The sequence below is a fragment of the Sporosarcina soli genome (assembly GCF_042655805.1).
GTDB lineage: Bacteria > Bacillota > Bacilli > Bacillales_A > Planococcaceae > Sporosarcina > Sporosarcina soli.
Genome location: NZ_JBHSNO010000005.1, coordinates 127,815 through 144,763, shown reverse-complemented (window position 1 = coordinate 144,763; position 16,949 = coordinate 127,815). Strand labels below are relative to the sequence as shown.

15 protein-coding genes and 1 other RNA gene are annotated in these 16,949 nt (G+C 45.5%); 13 read left to right on the top strand and 3 right to left on the bottom strand.

All coding sequences use genetic code 11. The features are described 5' to 3' along the window. The first annotated feature begins 39 nt into the window (after positions 1–39). From ACFPRA_RS05010 to ACFPRA_RS04985, 6 genes are read left to right on the top strand one after another with little or no spacing between them, the layout of a single operon-like run. Complete coding sequence (locus ACFPRA_RS05010; RefSeq protein ID WP_381431366.1) at positions 40–267, top strand: hypothetical protein; 228 nt, start codon at positions 40–42, stop codon at positions 265–267. 27 nt (positions 268–294) lie between these two features. Next, the gene (locus ACFPRA_RS05005) at positions 295–774 is read left to right on the top strand and encodes a cell wall elongation regulator TseB-like domain-containing protein (RefSeq protein WP_381431365.1); all 480 of its coding nucleotides are present in this window, start codon (positions 295–297) and stop codon (positions 772–774) included. Positions 775–788: 14 nt separating this feature from the next. Continuing rightward, entirely contained in the window at positions 789–1,982 is a 1,194-nt protein-coding gene (locus tag ACFPRA_RS05000) for a pyridoxal phosphate-dependent aminotransferase (RefSeq protein ID WP_381431364.1), read from the top strand. A gap of 41 nt (positions 1,983–2,023) precedes the next feature. Next, positions 2,024–2,737 carry a DnaD domain-containing protein gene (locus tag ACFPRA_RS04995; RefSeq protein ID WP_381431362.1) on the top strand — a complete coding sequence of 238 codons (714 nt, stop codon included), beginning with the start codon at positions 2,024–2,026 and terminating at the stop codon, positions 2,735–2,737. A gap of 10 nt (positions 2,738–2,747) precedes the next feature. Then, on the top strand, positions 2,748–3,395 hold the full coding sequence (nth, locus tag ACFPRA_RS04990; protein ID WP_381431360.1) for an endonuclease III: 648 nt from the start codon (positions 2,748–2,750) through the stop codon (positions 3,393–3,395). Further along, complete coding sequence (locus ACFPRA_RS04985) at positions 3,392–3,739, top strand: YpoC family protein (RefSeq protein WP_381431358.1); 348 nt, start codon at positions 3,392–3,394, stop codon at positions 3,737–3,739. Before nth ends, ACFPRA_RS04985 begins: the two co-directional genes overlap by 4 nt. Positions 3,740–4,052: 313 nt before the next feature. Here ACFPRA_RS04985 and ACFPRA_RS04980 read toward each other — a convergent pair whose 3' ends face one another. The 3 genes from ACFPRA_RS04980 to ACFPRA_RS04970 form a co-directional block, all read right to left on the bottom strand. Beyond that, positions 4,053–6,749: a PBP1A family penicillin-binding protein gene (locus tag ACFPRA_RS04980; RefSeq protein WP_381431356.1), complete on the bottom strand. Its 2,697-nt coding sequence runs from the start codon at positions 6,747–6,749 to the stop codon at positions 4,053–4,055. After that, positions 6,746–7,381, bottom strand: coding sequence for a Holliday junction resolvase RecU (recU, locus tag ACFPRA_RS04975; RefSeq protein ID WP_381431354.1), 636 nt, complete (start codon positions 7,379–7,381; stop codon positions 6,746–6,748). Before recU ends, ACFPRA_RS04980 begins: the two co-directional genes overlap by 4 nt. Before the next feature lie 318 nt (positions 7,382–7,699). Beyond that, positions 7,700–8,323, bottom strand: coding sequence for a hypothetical protein (locus ACFPRA_RS04970; RefSeq protein WP_381431351.1), 624 nt, complete (start codon positions 8,321–8,323; stop codon positions 7,700–7,702). A 514-nt stretch (positions 8,324–8,837) separates the two neighbouring features. Here ACFPRA_RS04970 and ACFPRA_RS04965 point away from each other — a divergent pair. From ACFPRA_RS04965 to ACFPRA_RS04935, 7 genes are all read left to right on the top strand, one after another. Continuing rightward, a complete protein-coding gene (locus ACFPRA_RS04965) occupies positions 8,838–9,209 on the top strand; it encodes a YppE family protein (RefSeq protein WP_381431349.1) in 372 nt (123 codons plus the stop codon). Then, positions 9,206–11,488: a DEAD/DEAH box helicase gene (locus tag ACFPRA_RS04960; protein ID WP_381431347.1), complete on the top strand. Its 2,283-nt coding sequence runs from the start codon at positions 9,206–9,208 to the stop codon at positions 11,486–11,488. The genes ACFPRA_RS04965 and ACFPRA_RS04960 overlap by 4 nt, the downstream gene beginning before the upstream one ends. After that, positions 11,478–12,758 carry a ribonuclease H-like domain-containing protein gene (locus ACFPRA_RS04955; RefSeq protein ID WP_381431344.1) on the top strand — a complete coding sequence of 427 codons (1,281 nt, stop codon included), beginning with the start codon at positions 11,478–11,480 and terminating at the stop codon, positions 12,756–12,758. Before ACFPRA_RS04960 ends, ACFPRA_RS04955 begins: the two co-directional genes overlap by 11 nt. Before the next feature lie 139 nt (positions 12,759–12,897). Further along, a complete protein-coding gene (gpsB, locus tag ACFPRA_RS04950) occupies positions 12,898–13,194 on the top strand; it encodes a cell division regulator GpsB (RefSeq protein ID WP_381431342.1) in 297 nt (98 codons plus the stop codon). 63 nt (positions 13,195–13,257) lie between these two features. Continuing rightward, positions 13,258–13,641: RNase P RNA component class B (gene rnpB / locus ACFPRA_RS04945), an RNA gene on the top strand. A gap of 186 nt (positions 13,642–13,827) precedes the next feature. Continuing rightward, positions 13,828–14,955, top strand: coding sequence for a THUMP domain-containing class I SAM-dependent RNA methyltransferase (locus tag ACFPRA_RS04940; protein ID WP_381431340.1), 1,128 nt, complete (start codon positions 13,828–13,830; stop codon positions 14,953–14,955). A gap of 63 nt (positions 14,956–15,018) precedes the next feature. Further along, complete coding sequence (locus ACFPRA_RS04935; protein WP_381431338.1) at positions 15,019–16,929, top strand: ATP-dependent DNA helicase; 1,911 nt, start codon at positions 15,019–15,021, stop codon at positions 16,927–16,929. Positions 16,930–16,949: the final 20 nt, after the last annotated feature.

The following is a 16,949-nucleotide window of genomic DNA, read 5'->3' as shown; positions in this document are numbered from 1 at the left end:
TGTAAGAGGAAAGAATCAACCAGATTCGGATTTGAGAAAATGAGTTTATCTTCATTCAGCAAATCTTTTGTACTGAAAGCGAAGCGTCAGCTACAGAAGGCTCCCGCCTCCACAGGTGGCGAGATGATGCGGTTTGGTTTACCTGTTCAGCGGGTATTCAAATGCCTGCTGAACGAAGATAAAGCCTCCGGCGGATGTCACAGATTTTTAGAGGAGCTTTTCGGGCAAGCCCGAAAAAAATCTGGACGCAATTACACCGAGGCGTAATTGATGATGTATGGGACGTGAAACACAATGCTGAATTGGATTAAATTCATCGTCGTCTTTCTGTTGACATTGACTACGGTAATTACCGTCATCGTGCTTTATAATGCCAATCAACCGATTTCCGCTGCAAAAAAAGTGGCAATCGAAGCCGCACTTACATCCGGACAACTTACCTCTGCAGGATCCGCCGAAATCTTTAATGGGACAACTTCGTTTGTGACCGTTTATGGAAAAGGGGAGGACGGGGTAGAAAAAGCCGTTTTCGTTGGCGGGAATTCGGAGGACGGTTTTCCGGAAGTGACGATGGCGGATGGCATTTCGGCAGATCAAGCTGTGGAAAACGTCAAACAAGAATTGAATGTGAAAACGATCCATCATGTAGTACTCGGGATGGAAGAAAAAGGACCCGTTTGGGAAGTCACATTCCAAGGTGATAATGGGAAATTGAATTACGTCTATGTTTTTTTTGAAGACGGACAATGGTGGAAACGAATTTTGAACCTATGAAGGGGCGATTTGAGTTGACAAAACGATTAGCGGCTAGGGTGAGCACTTTATCACCCTCTACAACACTGGCAATTACAGCAAAAGCAAAGGAAATGAAAGAATCGGGAATCGATGTGATTGGGCTTGGTGCAGGAGAGCCTGATTACAATACACCTGAAAATATTTTAGAAGCAGCTTATGCCTCCATGAAGGAAGGCAAGACGAAGTATACACCTTCTGGCGGTTTGCCTGCTTTGAAAGACGCCGTTATTCAAAAGTTGGAGAGAGACCAAGGATTGGTTTATTCCAGAAAAGAAATCATGATTGGCATCGGAGCTAAACATGTCTTATATACATTGTTTCAGGTCATACTGGATCCGGGCGATGAAGTGATCATCCCGACACCTTATTGGGTGAGCTATCCGGAGCAAGTGAAATTGGCGGGGGGCGTGCCTGTCCATGTCGAAGGGACTGCCGCGGCGCAATTTAAAGTGACAGCCGAACAGATCCGGGAAGCCATTACAGCGAAAACGAAAGCCGTTATTATCAATTCACCGGGCAATCCGACAGGAATGGTGTATTCCAAAGAGGAATTGCAGCAAATCGCAGCTGTTTGCCAGGAAAAAGATATTTGGATCATCTCGGATGAAATCTATGAGAAGCTCCTCTATGGCGGAGCAAAGCATGTGTCGATCGCGCAGCTCTCAGAAGATGCGAAACTACGAACACTGATCATCAACGGGGTATCCAAATCACATTCGATGACGGGATGGCGAATCGGCTATATTGCGGGTGATGCAGAAGTTGTCAGCGCGATGACGGACCTTGCCAGTCATTCGACTTCCAATCCCACGACAACATCCCAGTATGCAGCTCTTGAAGCATATAATGGTCCTCAAGATGCTGTTGAAATGATGCGGCAAGCTTTTGAATCACGCTTGGAGCAGATTTACCCGAAACTATCTGCCATTCCAGGTTTCAAGGTGATTAAACCACAAGGTGCGTTCTATCTCCTGCCTGAAGTGTCGGAAGCAGTTGCGAAAACGGGCTATGCAAATGTGGATGAGTTTGCTGCAGCGCTTCTGACGGAAGCGAAAGTCGCTGTGATTCCTGGATCAGGTTTCGGCTCGCCGGATACGATCCGTTTATCATATGCAACATCGATTGAACTGTTAGAAGAGGCGGTTCAGCGAATCCACACGTTTGTTGAAAAGAACTGGAAAGAATGATTTAACCATCAATACCTTATAGAGAAGAGAGGAGTTCGGGCATGCAACACGAAGAACGGCTCCGAATTTGGATTGAGCAGGGAAATGTTAACATTTCCCAGCTTTTTTTTCACCATTATAAAGAATTGGGCATTCAAGATGTAGATGCCATGCTGATTATGCATATGGCTGCATTTCAATCAGGAGGCATTCAATTTCCGACACCGACGGATTTTTCCAATCGGATGAATTTGACGGAAAACGAAGTGTCCATGATTTTGCAACGCCTTATGCAGCGAGGTTTTTTACAGATTGTGCAAAGCAAAGATCCACAAGGTGTCTTAGTGGAGATTTTTTCATTACAGCCTTTATGGGATCGGTTGGTCGATCAACTAGCGCTTCAAGCGAACGAATCGGAAGAGGAAGATCAAAAGAAAGCGGAAGGCGAAATTTACGCCTTATTCGAGCAAGAATTTGGGCGTTTCCTGTCGCCGATGGAATGTGAATCAATCGCGATGTGGCTGGATGAGGATGGCCATTCGGTCGAGATTATTCGAGCTGCCTTGAAAGAAGCGGTTATTGCGCAGAAGTTGAGTCTTCGCTATATCGACCGTATCTTATTTGAATGGAAAAAGAAGAACGTCAAAACATTAGCGGATGTTGAACGACAAACGAAGTCTTTCAGGACGATCGGCATACGTTCAGGACAAGTGCAACAGAAAACAATGTCGGTTAAACGTGTGCCGTTCTATAATTGGTTGGAAGAACGGGATTAGGAGGGGGAACTTGCTTACAAAGAAACAATGGCAGGAATGTCTAGAGCAATTCGGGATTATGTTTCCAGACGCACATTGCGAGCTCGTCCATGACAATCCATTCGAACTGCTCATTGCAACATTACTTTCAGCGCAATGCACGGATGTACTTGTCAATCGGGTGACCGCAGATTTGTTTAAGAAATACAAAACGCCGGAGGATTATTTATCGGTGGATATTGAAGAATTGCAGACCGATATCCGTTCCATCGGCTTGTACCGCAATAAGGCAAAAAACATCCAAGCGTTGAGCCGGATGCTCATTGAAAACTTTGGTGGGGAAGTGCCCGCCGATCGTGATGTAATGACGACGTTACCGGGTGTCGGTCGGAAAACGGCGAATGTTGTCGTGTCAAATGCATTCGGTATACCGGCGATGGCGGTCGATACACATGTGGAGCGTGTAGCCAAACGATTGGGCATGAACCGATGGAAAGACAGTCCGCTTGCAGTCGAGGAAAAGATCATGCGTTGGACACCAAAGGAAAAGTGGACGGATACCCATCACCAAATCATTTTTTTCGGAAGATATCATTGTAAAGCGCAAAATCCGGGATGTGACGTCTGTCCGCTCTTGCCGCTTTGCAGGGAAGGGAAGAAGAGGATGAAAGCGATATGATCAGTGAAATGAAACCGATCGATAAGGAATTGTTCAGTCCCTATTTTGAAAAGTGGGAAGCTATCCGGGAAACGATCGAACTGTTTTACACTCAAAAAGATCGTCAAGCACTTGAAATGATGGGAGAGGCCATTTTGGCATTCGATGAATTACTGGAACGCGGCGGGAAAATGTTGGACGAGCGAAAAGGGAAGTGGGTCTATACGCTTGAGCCACTGAATGGTGAGGAGCGTCTCGCTTTCGTAAAAGCTAAAATTTCGAGCCATTACGCATTTGTCCAATTGGATGCACTGTATACGGAAACGAAAAAGAAAGTCGCCCGCTTGTCGATTATGAAAAATTGAATAAGAAAAAAACAGCACCATGGATGCCGATTGGATCATCCGAGGTGCTGCTTTTTTTTTATCAATTACGCCTCTGCGTAATTGCGTCCAGATTTTGAATTGCGCATAGCGCAATTAATTCCTTTCAAAATCTGTGACATCCGCGGGCCTACAGGATGTAGGTCATGCAATCGTTGTCGCAGGACGCGACGAACTTAGGTTGCCTTCCATTCTTTGTTCAGCGGGCGTTTGAACACCCGCTGAACGGGAAACAAAACTGGATTCATCCCACCACCTATAGAGGAGGGAGTTTTCTGCTCAATAAAGATAAAGTTTAAGGAGTACCAGCTTCGCTGGAATTTCCTTCTTGGCCATTAGGAGTAGTATTGGCGCCTGGATCTGTCCCTCCACTATTCGAGGAATCATTCTCAGGGGTGGTTTCATTGTTATTCCCGTTGTCCCTATTATTCCAGTTGCCATTGTTCCAATTATTGTTTTTACCGTCGTTCCAGTTGTTTTTGTTATTCCAATTACTGTCGTTACCGTTATTACCGTTATTGCCGTTATTTTCATTATCCCCATTAACATTATTCCAGTCGTCATCAGGATTTTCGGAACCATCATCGAATTCTCCATCTGGCACATCTTCGACGGCATTGTCAATTTGGAGTGTTGTGCTGGCTGGTCCGCTTTCCAATTCACCAAGTTTCGCGACGACGGAGAATACATAGGTTCGGCCCGGTTCGGCGCCTGAGAAGGTGACGGACATGTCTTTCGTCTTGGTCATTTCTTGCATATCGCCGCCATCGACACCTACAAAGACCGTAAAGTCAACTTCACCCATAACCGCTTCTGAAACAGGTGCATGATGCGTCCAGTTTAGGGAGACAGAATTTGTCTCTGGATCGTATTGAGCCGATAAATTACTAGGATCTTCAAGTTCAATGATCTCTTCTTTCGCCATCTCCGTCGGAACGGTACCGCGTACGAATAATTCGGTTCGTTTCATGCTAGCTGGCGTTGTAGAGCTGGCGAGTAGGAGCGGGTTCGATCCGTATTCAATCGTCGCTTCTTCCACCGATCCAGGTTTCTTGAAGCGTGCTGTCTCTTTCCCAGCTGAAATTTCGCTCATGACCATCCGGAATAAGTTTTGAGGAACATATCGTCCTCGGTCATACGTTGTGATTGGTGTTGTATATTTTTCATAACCGCCCCATACTGCAATCGTGTAATTGGTCGTATAGCCTGTAAACCAAGAGTCGGGGACGTCTGTATTTTTTAACCCATATTTGCTGATAATTTCAGAAGGATAGTTCGTTGTTCCTGTTTTTCCTGCGATATCAAGACCAGAAATATTCGCCTTTGTACCCGTACCTGAAGTCAGCACGCCACGTAAAATATCGGTTACCATATAAGCAGTCGAATCTTTCATGACAATTTCAGGCTTGGAAGCCATATTTCGTTCCGTTTTGCCATCCCTGAACGTGATTTTTTTAATGGCATATGGTTTCGTATAAATGCCGTCGTTGCCGAATGCCGCAAAAGCTCCGGCCATTTGGACGGTCGAAAAGTCATATTCGCCTCCACCTAATGCGTTGGAAGAATTCAGTTTGTCATAAGGAAGACCAAGTTTTCTTGCGAAGTCGCCGGCTTTTTGTGTACCCACTTCTTCAAATACTTTAACAGCCGGGATATTACGCGATTTGTATAGTGCTTCGCGAATCGTCATGGACCCTAAATATTTGCCATCGACATTGCGGATCGCCTGATTAGTCCCTTTGTAATTATACGGTTCATCGACGATTGTATTCCCGGTTGACCAGCTGAGATATTCAATCGCAGGACCGTAAGCAAGCACCGGTTTGATCGTGGAGCCAGGCTGGCGTTTCTGGTCGGATGCAAAGTTCCAGTCAAGACCGGAATAGTTACGCCCACCACCGACCGCCACGATGCCGCCCGTCTTCGTATCGACGACGGTCATGCCGGCTTGCATGTCGTCCGATTCATAGAGTTCGGATGTATTGATCGCTTTTTCAACTGCCTGTTGCGCAGAAGGGTCCAATGTTGTCTGGATTTTCACCCCTTCGGCTAAGAGATGGCTCATGCCCGCATCTTCCAATTCAGCTAAGACGAGGTCGACGAAGGCTGGATATTTCGTTGTGGCTACTTGTCTCTGATCTTCCGGAAGTAGTGTTGCGGTGACCGGGATCGCCTTAGCCGCATCCATTTCTGCTTTTGTAATTTTTTTATGCTGATACATTAGACCGAGCACGATATTGCGTCGTTTCTCGGCACGTTCCGGATTTTTCGTCGGGTTATAGCCGTTCGGACTTTGTGGAATGCCAGCTAACATAGCCATTTCATGTAATTCTAGTTCGTTCAACTTTTTCCCGTAATAAAATTCAGCCGCAGTTCCGAATCCGTAGTTATTGCCACCCATGAGAATCTTGTTGAAGTACATTTCAAAGATCTCTTCTTTGTCATACTTCCGTTCCAGTTGGAAGGCGAGCCATGCTTCTTGCGCTTTCCGTTTCAATGTTTTCTCATCTGTCAGGAAAGAGTTTTTGATCACTTGTTGGGTGAGGGTACTTGCCCCTTGCGACCCGAAACCGCTTCTGAAGTTCGCAATCACCGCGCCTCCCAATCGCCAGAAATCCATACCATGATGCGAATAGAATCGCACGTCTTCCGTCGCTAAAATCGCATCTTGCAATTCTTGCGGGATATCGGCGTATGGAACAAATTCTCTTTTTTCAGAACCTGTCTTCATGAATACATCGCCATTAATATCGAGCAATTCGGATGACAATGGATCTTTCAATAGGTCTTCATCCAGTTTCGGCGCTGAACTTGCATAGTACGCAAATAAGCCAAAACCGCTTAACAGTCCAACCAAGCCTATCACAAAGATCGCCAAGATTATTTTTTTGAATAACCCTTTTGGACCGTTTGGCTTTTTGCCTTTCTTTTTCGAGCGCTCGGCTTCGAGTGCTTTTCGTCGAGCCGCTCTTGAATGTATAGGTTCACTCATAGTTCTTCCTGCCCTTCAATTGTTTCTTCGGAGACCATCATTAAGATGGACACCGCATGTAAATAATCGATTCGCGGATTGAATCCAGGCGAAATTTCTATGCCGGCTTTCTCAAATTCGGCAAGGGTGATGGATTTCCTTCCACCCGTCTCCATTCTTTCCCAGAAGCGCTCAAAACGATCATAAGGGACGATGAAATAGCGGTCGAGCAGTGTAAATTTGATGATAAAAAAAGCAAGTCCACCTTGCTTCCAAACGCTTTTCATATGATCGACCTGATGCGCATGAATATTTTGAAGCGGAAAAGAAGTGGAGCTTTTCGTTTCTTTCGCTTCGAAATCGATGTATTTCCCATTCCAGACGCCGTTGAAATCGGTTGTGGAAGGTGTCCGGAAATAAGCTTCCGTTATTACGGCGGCACTTCTGGCCGGGTAATTGACATTCACCACTTGGATCGGAACGGGTTTTTTATGGATGACAGCGATGCCGCGGCTTAAATAGAATTCATTGGACTCATTCAATTCTTCTTCCAAAGCCATTCCGCGATTACTAAAAGAGAAATCCGTCTTCCGTTGGACAGTCGACTTCTGGACGGGCATATATTTCTTCCCGTTCGGATAGCGTATCGTCATCAATACCACCTCGCATCTCAATATCATACCACATGATTTAGACGAGTTAACCCGCAGAAAGTTGCAATTTGATGGCTAGCCTTCCAATAGACAATAATCTCCACCTGATAGGTTTGAGTAATATATTTGTTGGAGAATATTCCGCCATTTGATGTTGATGTGATGGTAATGATCTCAAAACATCGGGAATGTTAGAAGGTGTGGATTATTTGACGCTTACACTCCTCATTACTTTCTAAGGTGTGATTTTTGCCGTTTATGTCTACAATTGCAAGTAGCTTGTATCTAATTTGACTGAATAGTCAGATGAGTAAAGGTTTATTTTTTGATGAACTCCATTGTGAATTCTTGCTCCTCCAGTATATCATCTCCGTTATTTTTTTCGTCCCAAGCGTTTGGCAATGTAAAGCTTAGTGTCTTCACGTCGGGATTGTCGATTATCACTGCAAATTGAGATTTGTAATCAACTCCACTAGCCATCACTGCGCCAAACTCATCACCAAACAAGATGTCCTCTGTATTGATGCTGACATTCATATTGTTGCCTTCCTTCATCTTATAAACGCCACTAAACACAAGAGGGCTGTCGGTTTTATTTTTCATCTTCTCCGTGCCAATAACCATGTATAGCGACTCTGGTACCTCATTGATATCAAGAACACCATGCTTTAATGTTAATGGGAATTCAGCATGCTCAGTGTAGTTTTCAAGTTTAATTATTTTCACATCAGATAACTCATAGCTTAGGCTTTCATTCTCTTCAAGTACGAAATGCTCTGCTTCACTTATAATAGTAGCTTCCCCATAGTCAGTGATATTCCCCAATCCTTCTTCGGTATATTCTTTCTCCTTTTCAACCTTGGTCTCTTCGACTTCGATCGTGCATCCTGCCAAAATAATTCCTGCCAGTAGTAGTGTGATTGCTAATCCTATAAACTTCATGCTTTTACCTCCTCTGTCCATCAAGCAACGTACAGACGAGTATTTTCAGAAACAGTTTCAAAGATTTATTAAAAAGTATTGGAGAACGGGAGAATTTATGTACAATTCTTGCAGGCCAAAGACATTTTATCTCCTCCCACCGTGCGTACCTTTCAGTATACGGCGGTTCAACTTTTTAATTCCGTGAGTGGCCTCAAAAACGATCTTTGAATGCCTAATGACTCTAGTAAGCTAAGGAATGTCGCAGCTGTCACCGGTCCTCCTAACCGGGTAATCTCCCATCTTCACAGCTGATTGGGCGCTGTTGCTAGATGACTTTCGGGGATTCTACAATAGTCGGATCCCCGTTACATTCCAATATAATCTGTTGTTTGTAGTGCTGTGGATTTTGAGTAAAGTAATATCGGCGTTGTAGCGCTTTTGTTCTCGAGGAATATACGTTCCCTTCTAATATGGTGCATTTCCTTCGTTTCTGCTAAAATAAAAGAAACGTACAGGGAGGATGCATAACCTTATGAATTTAAAAGAAAAGACGGAGATTCTCCTTTCTGTTTGTGGGGAATGTCGTGAACGTCATGCACAGATGAGGGAACTCGATCGGGAACCTGATTTTTTTATAGAAGTGAAGCCGTATGCGGATCGGTATCATACGATGTTGGATGAATGGACGGAAGAAGTATCGGAATTTGTCAAGACGGCAAAGCCGAAGTATGTTCATCCAATCCAGATTGAATCATTGAATGATTCAATGAAGCAATTTATTGTACAGTCGTTTTATCAGAAGACAGGGAAAAAAAGATTTGTGTTGTCGATCAATTCGGCTGAATATACATTGAAAACCATTTTGGATGCATTGAACGCAGAGAAGGACGAGGATGTCACATGACTAAGAAGAACGCAATCCATGAAGTGTTGGAGAAGTTGCGGACGGACCCTTCTTTTTCTAGTAATGTCATTCATTATAGGACGATTGAAGGGAAAGAAGCGGTCTATGCGGATTTTCCGGACAAGCTTCATCCGTCCATCATTAAAGCGTTGGCGTCGAAAGGCATCCAGCAACTGTATAGCCATCAACGGGAAGCTTTCGAATTGGCGGCTTCTAGAAAGTCATTTACTGCGGTGACGCCGACTGCTTCGGGTAAATCACTCTGCTACCATTTACCGGTCTTGCAAAGCATTTTGGAGGACGAAGCGTCGCGAGCTATCTATTTATTTCCGACGAAAGCATTGGCACAGGATCAGCTGGCGGATTTGCATGAGCTGATCGAAGCGAGTGGGGAGTCGATTCTCAGTTACACTTATGACGGTGATACAGCGCCTGGGCTCAGGTCCAAAGTGCGGAAGTCCGGGCATATCGTCTTGACAAATCCTGATATGCTACATTCGGGCATTTTGCCGCATCATACGAAATGGGTGTCGTTGTTCGAGAACTTGAAATATATCATCATAGATGAACTGCATACGTATAAAGGCGTTTTCGGCAGTCATGTTGCACATGTGTTAAGACGTTTGAAGCGGATTTGTCAGTATTATGGCAGTGATCCGGTGTTCATTTGCACGTCGGCGACGATTGCGAATCCGCAGGAGCTTGCGGAGTCATTGACAAATACAGATATGCAATTAATTGCCAATAATGGGGCTCCAGCAGGGAAGAAGCATTTTGTCTTTTACAATCCACCTGTCGTCCATCCGACATTTGGCATCCGGAGAAGTGCCGTGTTGGAAGTGCGCGATGTTGCTTCATTACTGTATCGCGAAGGTGTCCAAACGATCATTTTTGCGAAAAGCAGGGTACGTGTTGAAATGCTTGTCACTTATATGAAAGAACTGACAAAGAAGAAACTGTTTGACAATACCGTAATGGGGTATCGTGGCGGTTATTTACCTTCGGAGCGACGGAAAATCGAAAAAGGTTTACGCGAGGGGGATATCCGGACGGTCGTCAGTACGAATGCGCTTGAGCTTGGCATCGATATCGGGCAGCTACAGGCATGTATCATGACGGGGTATCCGGGAAATATTGCGAGTGCGTTCCAACAGGCGGGGCGCGCAGGGCGGAGGCAGGAAGAGGCGCTGATCATTTACGTCGCGCAATCTTTGGCACTCGATCAATACATTATTGAGCATCCCGACTATTTGCTCGGTCAATCGCCGGAAGAAGCGCGCATCCATCCGGATAATATGTTCATTTTAATGGATCATTTGAAATGCGCATCGTTCGAACTGCCTTTTACGATGACAGAAACGTATGGGGAATTTGAAGTGCAGGAGCTGCTCGCTTTTCTGGAAGGTGAAGGGATCTTAGTGAAAACGACGGACAAATGGCATTGGATGACGGACAGTTTCCCAGCGAGCGAAATCAGTCTACGGTCCGCATCACAAGAAAATGTTGTCATTATTGACAAAACACATCCAAAAGAAACGACGGTCATCGGCGAGATGGATCGTTTTAGTGCGATGACGTTGCTTCACGAAGAAGCGATCTATATGCATCAAGGGACGCAATTTCAAGTGGAAATGCTTGATTGGGAGGAAAAGAAAGCATATGTCACCGAAGTTGATGTCGATTATTTCACCGATGCCAATCTGGCGGTGGAATTGAAAGTGATGAGTGAAGACGATTTGCGGCATTTCGGCGGAGGAGAAGCGGCATACGGAGACATAGCTGTGCTGGCGATCCCAACGATTTTCAAAAAAATCCGCTTTGATTCTCATGATAATATCGGATCCGGTCCGATTTCATTGCCCTCGGAAGAACTGCATACGTCTTCTACATGGTTTTCGTTCGATATTCCGGATGGTTGGACAGGCGCCGGGTTAACAGATGCGATGACAGGTGCAGCGTATGCCATCCAGTCTTTTATCCCGCTGTTTGTGCGTTGCGATCGGACGGATATCCATGTTGTGCCGCAAGTGAAGGCAGTCCATTCCGGAAAGCCGACTATTTTCATTTATGACAGTTATCCTGGTGGTATCGGTTTAAGTGAAAAAATATTCGATCGCTGGGATGACTTGTTCCAACAGGCAGCCGATCATGTAGCTAGCTGCCGTTGTGAGGCGGGATGCCCGGTTTGCATCGGCGCACAAGAAGCTGGAATGGGCATGAAGCGAGACGTCGGATCCTTGCTTCAAACGCTGGCGGGAGGGAATTCCGATGTCCTATGAACAAAAACTGATGCAGATGAAGAAGTTGCTAAAAAAGAAAACGGTAGATAAAGTGGTGCCCGAAGTGAAAAAGGAAATTCCAGCACCCTCTTATGAACAGCAGTGGCTTGATGCGGGTTTGACGAAAGAGCAAAATGAGCATGGCATTGTCTATAAACGGATTGTGGAATATCATTCCGATCATCGACATGGCGATATCGTCCTTTTTGGTCTGAAAGCAACTGTCGATGAATGGAGGAGATCCGGTGAGCCGCATCCGTTGTCTCCGGATTTCTCCAAGCCACTGTTGTTTTTCGATACGGAAACGACTGGATTGAAAGGTGCCGGAACGCTCATTTTCCTGATGGGGTTCATCGAACAGACAGCCTCCAGTTTTAAATTGACGCAATATGTCCTGCCGGGGCCTGACCATGAAGCGGCCTTTCTTTATGCGTCGGATTTGTGGAAAGAATCTGCGACACTCGTGACGTATAATGGAAAAAGTTTCGATGTTCCGCAGTTGGAGACGCGTTGGACGATGAATCGAAATGTGCTTCCACCGCTGCTCACGCATACACAAATCGACTTGCTGCACGGCTCGCGTCGTATTTGGAAAGATGAAATGGGAACATTCCGGCTGCCAGCTATTGAAGAGAAAAAGCTTGGCTTCAAGCGGGAAGGGGATATTCCCGGGCATATGGCGCCGATCATTTATCAAGATGCCGTAAAAAATGGTCGTGCGGAACTTCTGATGAAAGTGCTCGACCATAATGAATGGGATATCTTATCCCTTGTTGCTTTATATATCCGTTCGACGGATCTGTTGCTGAAAACGGAAGTGTCAGCGTCTGCCGTCACCCAGACGAATATCGGAAAGTGGTTTGCGGACTTGAAATCATATGAGCGAAGTAAACTCATTTTTGAACAATCCATTGCGGAATATGGCGTGGATCATCCGATGACACATTTTCATCTCGGTTTTATTTTAAAACGGGAACAGGCATATCAGGAGGCAGTCCGATCTTTTACGATCGCATCGACGGGTCTGACGGGCAGGGAACGGATTATTGCCCTTGAGGAATTGGCCAAGCTGTATGAGCATAGGGTGAAGGAGTGGGAGGAGGCAAACCGAGTAACGAAAGAGGCGATTTGGCATCTGCAAGTGGATCCCGAACTGTCGGAACGGTTTCGGAGTCGTGCGAGTAATGCGTTTGCAAAACGGGAAATAAGAATCCAACGAAAATTATTTCCTGGGGAAGCGCAAGAAACGACATCGGGCGCCAATAGTTGACATGTGTTTCGGGTACGGCTGATTGAAAGCATTTTCCTACGTGGAATGGGTCGGATAGCCCGCGCCGCTTGGCAAGACAGATCGGAGTGTATTATGCTATAATCGACCGTATGTAAACATAGACGGAAGGGCGATTTTCATGGAAATTAAATTGGATTCAAAAAAGATTCTTGAAAAAGAATTCAAAACGGGCCTGCGCGGGTATAACCAGGAAGAAGTCGATCTCTTCCTTGATGATGTCATCCAAGATTATGAAACTTTCAAAAAAACGATTGCAGAATTGCGCAATGAAAATGCAAAACTACAGGAAGAGTTGACTGCCGCTCAAAGACGTCCGGCAGCAGGAAGTGCAGGCACGACAAACTTTGATATTTTAAAACGAATTTCCAATTTGGAAAAGCATGTGTTCGGCAGTAAACTTTTCGATCAGGAATAAAAAATTGGACATCGGGATTGAAAATAGATCCGATGTACTGTATACTGAACAATACCATAGAGTGAATTCAGGTAATCGCTGCAAAACTTGTTTTTGTAGAGGAAAGTCCATGCTCACACGGATCTGAGATGACCGTAGTGTTCGTGCTCGGCGAAACGATAAGCCGGGGCATCGCGCTTTGCGCGTTGACGGCGGGAATAAATCCTAAGTCTTCGGATATGGATGAGGTTCCCTGAACAGTGCCACAGTAACGTAGCTGATCCGGAAACGGATCGGATGGAACGCGGTAAACCCCACGAGTGAGAAACCCAAATTATGGTAGGGGCACTCTTCTGAAGGAATTGAACAGACGAAGGGACAAGCATCCGCTTGTAGATAGATGATTACCACCCTAAGTACGAGGCGTAAGCCGCTTGAGTACACGGGAACAAAACATGGCTTATCGGATTTTCTATGGTTTTATTGTACAAACGACCGCTCTCCTAATTATGTGGAGAGCTTTTCTTTTGGAATCAACGAAGTTTAATAATGACGAATGCCGTACAGAATAGATATGGGAAAGCAAACTTGCTTCCTTATGTATACTGATATTTTATAAGTTTGTTTGAATGCTGGGATTGGAGTTGGATAAATGTGAGTGAATATAAATTGGTCGCCACTTCCGCAATGGGATTGGAATCGATCGTAGCGGATGAAGTGAAAGCACTTGGATTTAATACGACATCGGATAATGGAAAGATCTATTTCCAAGGGGATGAAACGGCCATTGCCAAAACGAATATGTGGTTGCGTGTCGCGGATCGTGTTCGGATTATCGCGGGGGAATTTCACGCGACGACGTTCGACGACTTATTTGAACAGACAAAAGCGATCCCTTGGGAACGTTTTTTACCGGTCGATGCGGCATTCCCTGTTGCAGGGAAGTCAGTGAAGTCGACATTGTACAGCGTACCGGATTGCCAAGCGATTGTGAAAAAAGCGATTGTGGAACGTTTGAAAATGGCTTATAAACGAATCGGCTTTTTGGATGAATCAGGTCCATTGTTCAAATTGGAAGTCTCGATTTTAAAAGATAAAGTGACGTTGACGATCGACTCCAGCGGTACGGGGCTGCATAAGCGTGGCTATCGTGTTGGACAAGGGGATGCCCCATTGAAGGAAACATTGGCGGCAGCGCTTGTCAAATTGACGCGCTGGAATCCGGATCGGCCATTCGTAGATCCGTTTTGTGGTTCGGGAACGATCGCAATTGAGGCGGCGATGTTTGGACAGAATATCGCTCCGGGTTATAATCGGGAGTTTTTGAGTGAACAATGGCCATGGATTAAGAAAAGCGTCTGGGATCAAGTTCGGGAAGAAGTGGAAGACGTTGCAAACTATGACCAACCATTAGCGATTACAGGCTTCGATGTGGATCCACGTATGGTCAAGGTCGCCCAGGAGAACGCAATGGAAGCGGGCTTTATGGATTTAATCCAATTTCAACAGCGCGATGTGAGGGATTTGACCGTAGAAGGATTGAACGGCGTCATGGTCGGTAATCCGCCATATGGCGAGCGGCTCGGTGAAATTGAAGAAGCCGAGGACATAACGCGCGTGCTCGGGCGTATAATGAAGGAGCATCCGTCTTGGTCCGTCTATATGCTTTCATCATTGGAAAACTTTGAAACGATGTATGGGAAAAAAGCGACGAAAAAGCGGAAATTATTTAATGGTTTTATCCGTACTGATTTTTATCAGTATTGGGGACAAAAGCAATAAGTCAGCATTTGTGGAAGAGGAGATGCCTCTTCCTTTTGCATGTAAAGTAGGAAGGGGTTCCATATGAAAAGTAAGATGCCATTCCCTTTATCGAAAGAGAAATCATTCTATGAATCATTGAATGATTGGATTGGGGATACGTTGTACGACGACCTGACAGAAAAAGGATTTGAATGCCGAGATGAGCAAATCTTCATGGCGTTCCAAATCGAGCAGGCATTGAAAGAAAAACAAGTCCTTTTTGCGGAAGCGGGCGTCGGGACAGGAAAAACGATCGCTTATTTGTTGCCGGCCATTGCTTATGCCCGTTACACGGGAAGGCCTGCACTGATTTCCTGTGCGGATGAAACACTCATTGATCAGTTAGTGAAAGAAGACGGCGATATTAAGAAAGTCGGGGAGGCCCTTGACCTAGATATCGATGTACGTTTGGCCAAAGCAAGAGATCAGTATTTATGTTTGAAACGTTTGGAAGAGACGGGAGATACGTCTTCCGAAGAATATATTGAATGGATTGAAGACAGCTTGCCGGAATTTGTGCATGGCAATGCCTCTTTGCAGTCCATCAGCCCGTATGGCGAACGATCGGATTTTCCGGATTTGAGCGATGAACAGTGGAAAACGGTCAATTTCCACCCGATTCAGCAATGTGCAGCATGTGATGTCCGCAATCGATGTGGGCAAACGATCCATCGTAACCATTACCGGGAAGCGGTAGAGATCATTATCTGTTCCCATGATTTTTATATGGAGCATATTTGGACAAAAGAATCCCGGAAGCGCCAAGGGCAATTGCCGTTGCTACCGGAAGTGTCCATGATCGTCTTTGATGAAGGGCATTTGCTCGAGTATTCCGCTCAGCGTGCGTTGACATATGAAGTGCAAAACAGTACCTTGCTGAACTTATTGGAACGTATTATGGTGGATGGCATCCGTGAACATACATTGCAGCTGATGGAGCGGCTTATCGATACGCATGAAGCCTTTTTCACCATGCTGGTCGCCTTTGCAGAGGCGACGGATAATGAACGGAAAGCGCTGGAGAAGACGCCGGAATTGCTCGAAATCGGGAAAGAAGCGGTCCGCATTTCCACCGAACTGCTGGAAGAATTCGTTTTCGAAGGGGAATTGTTTATCATTCCGGAATATGATCTGAAAATGGTCGAGGAGTATTTGGACCAATATATTTATTCGATGGAATTGTTCACTTCCCAAAATGACGCGGTCGATTGGCTGGAAGATCGTAAAGGGGAAGCGACACTCGTCATCATGCCACGCCTAGTGACCGATATTTTGAAAGAAAAACTGTTTTCATCCAAGACGCCGATCGTCTTTTCATCAGCCACACTATCTGTCGGGAAGGATTTCTCCTATTTGGCGGAGGGGCTCGGTATTCAGGATTTCATCTCATTCTCTGTAGACTCGCCGTTTGATTATGAGGAAGTGATGAAAGTCTATGCGACTGATGTGACAGTGGAGGAAAAAGCCGCTCGCGCACTCGAATTGTTGGCGGATGGCGAACAGACGCTCATCCTCTTTAAATCCGAGAAATCGATGAATCGCTTCAAGGAACAAGTACCTGCCGTTTGGCAAGACCGGATTGCATTTGAAGGCGATCGAGAGCTTTCGTCGCTTGTTCGCGATTTTCAACAAAAGCAGGTTCCGGTTCTCTGTTCGTATCATCTGTGGGAAGGGTTGGATATCCCGCAAGATGCCTTGACCCGCGTCATCATTTATGACTTGCCATTGCCGCCATCCGATCCGCTCTTTGATGCGAAACGGAAGCAAGCGGAAGACCCATACCGTGAAGTGGATGTGCCATTCATGTTGTTGCGGTTGCGCCAAGGAGCAGGAAGACTTATCCGGACATCGGAAGATTCAGGGACGATCCATCTGTTCTTAGATGACAACGATCAAAAAATGAAAGCCGAAATCGAAGGGATTTTCCCTGTGGATATTCAAACGATCAAATAAACATAAAAAGGATTCTCCGC

Bases quoted from the DNA above. Each gene is read 5' to 3' on its own strand.
- ACFPRA_RS05010 (WP_381431366.1), top strand. From the start codon at position 40: ATGAGTTTATCTTCATTCAGCAAATCTTTTGTACTGAAAGCGAAGCGT.
- ACFPRA_RS05005 (WP_381431365.1), top strand. From the start codon at position 295: ATGCTGAATTGGATTAAATTCATCGTCGTCTTTCTGTTGACATTGACT.
- ACFPRA_RS04995 (WP_381431362.1), top strand. From the start codon at position 2,024: ATGCAACACGAAGAACGGCTCCGAATTTGGATTGAGCAGGGAAATGTT.
- ACFPRA_RS04985 (WP_381431358.1), top strand. From the start codon at position 3,392: ATGATCAGTGAAATGAAACCGATCGATAAGGAATTGTTCAGTCCCTAT.
- ACFPRA_RS04980 (WP_381431356.1), bottom strand. From the start codon at position 6,749: ATGAGTGAACCTATACATTCAAGAGCGGCTCGACGAAAAGCACTCGAA.
- recU (WP_381431354.1), bottom strand. From the start codon at position 7,381: ATGACGATACGCTATCCGAACGGGAAGAAATATATGCCCGTCCAGAAG.
- ACFPRA_RS04970 (WP_381431351.1), bottom strand. From the start codon at position 8,323: ATGAAGTTTATAGGATTAGCAATCACACTACTACTGGCAGGAATTATT.
- ACFPRA_RS04965 (WP_381431349.1), top strand. From the start codon at position 8,838: ATGAATTTAAAAGAAAAGACGGAGATTCTCCTTTCTGTTTGTGGGGAA.
- ACFPRA_RS04960 (WP_381431347.1), top strand. From the start codon at position 9,206: ATGACTAAGAAGAACGCAATCCATGAAGTGTTGGAGAAGTTGCGGACG.
- ACFPRA_RS04955 (WP_381431344.1), top strand. From the start codon at position 11,478: ATGTCCTATGAACAAAAACTGATGCAGATGAAGAAGTTGCTAAAAAAG.
- gpsB (WP_381431342.1), top strand. From the start codon at position 12,898: ATGGAAATTAAATTGGATTCAAAAAAGATTCTTGAAAAAGAATTCAAA.
- ACFPRA_RS04935 (WP_381431338.1), top strand. From the start codon at position 15,019: ATGAAAAGTAAGATGCCATTCCCTTTATCGAAAGAGAAATCATTCTAT.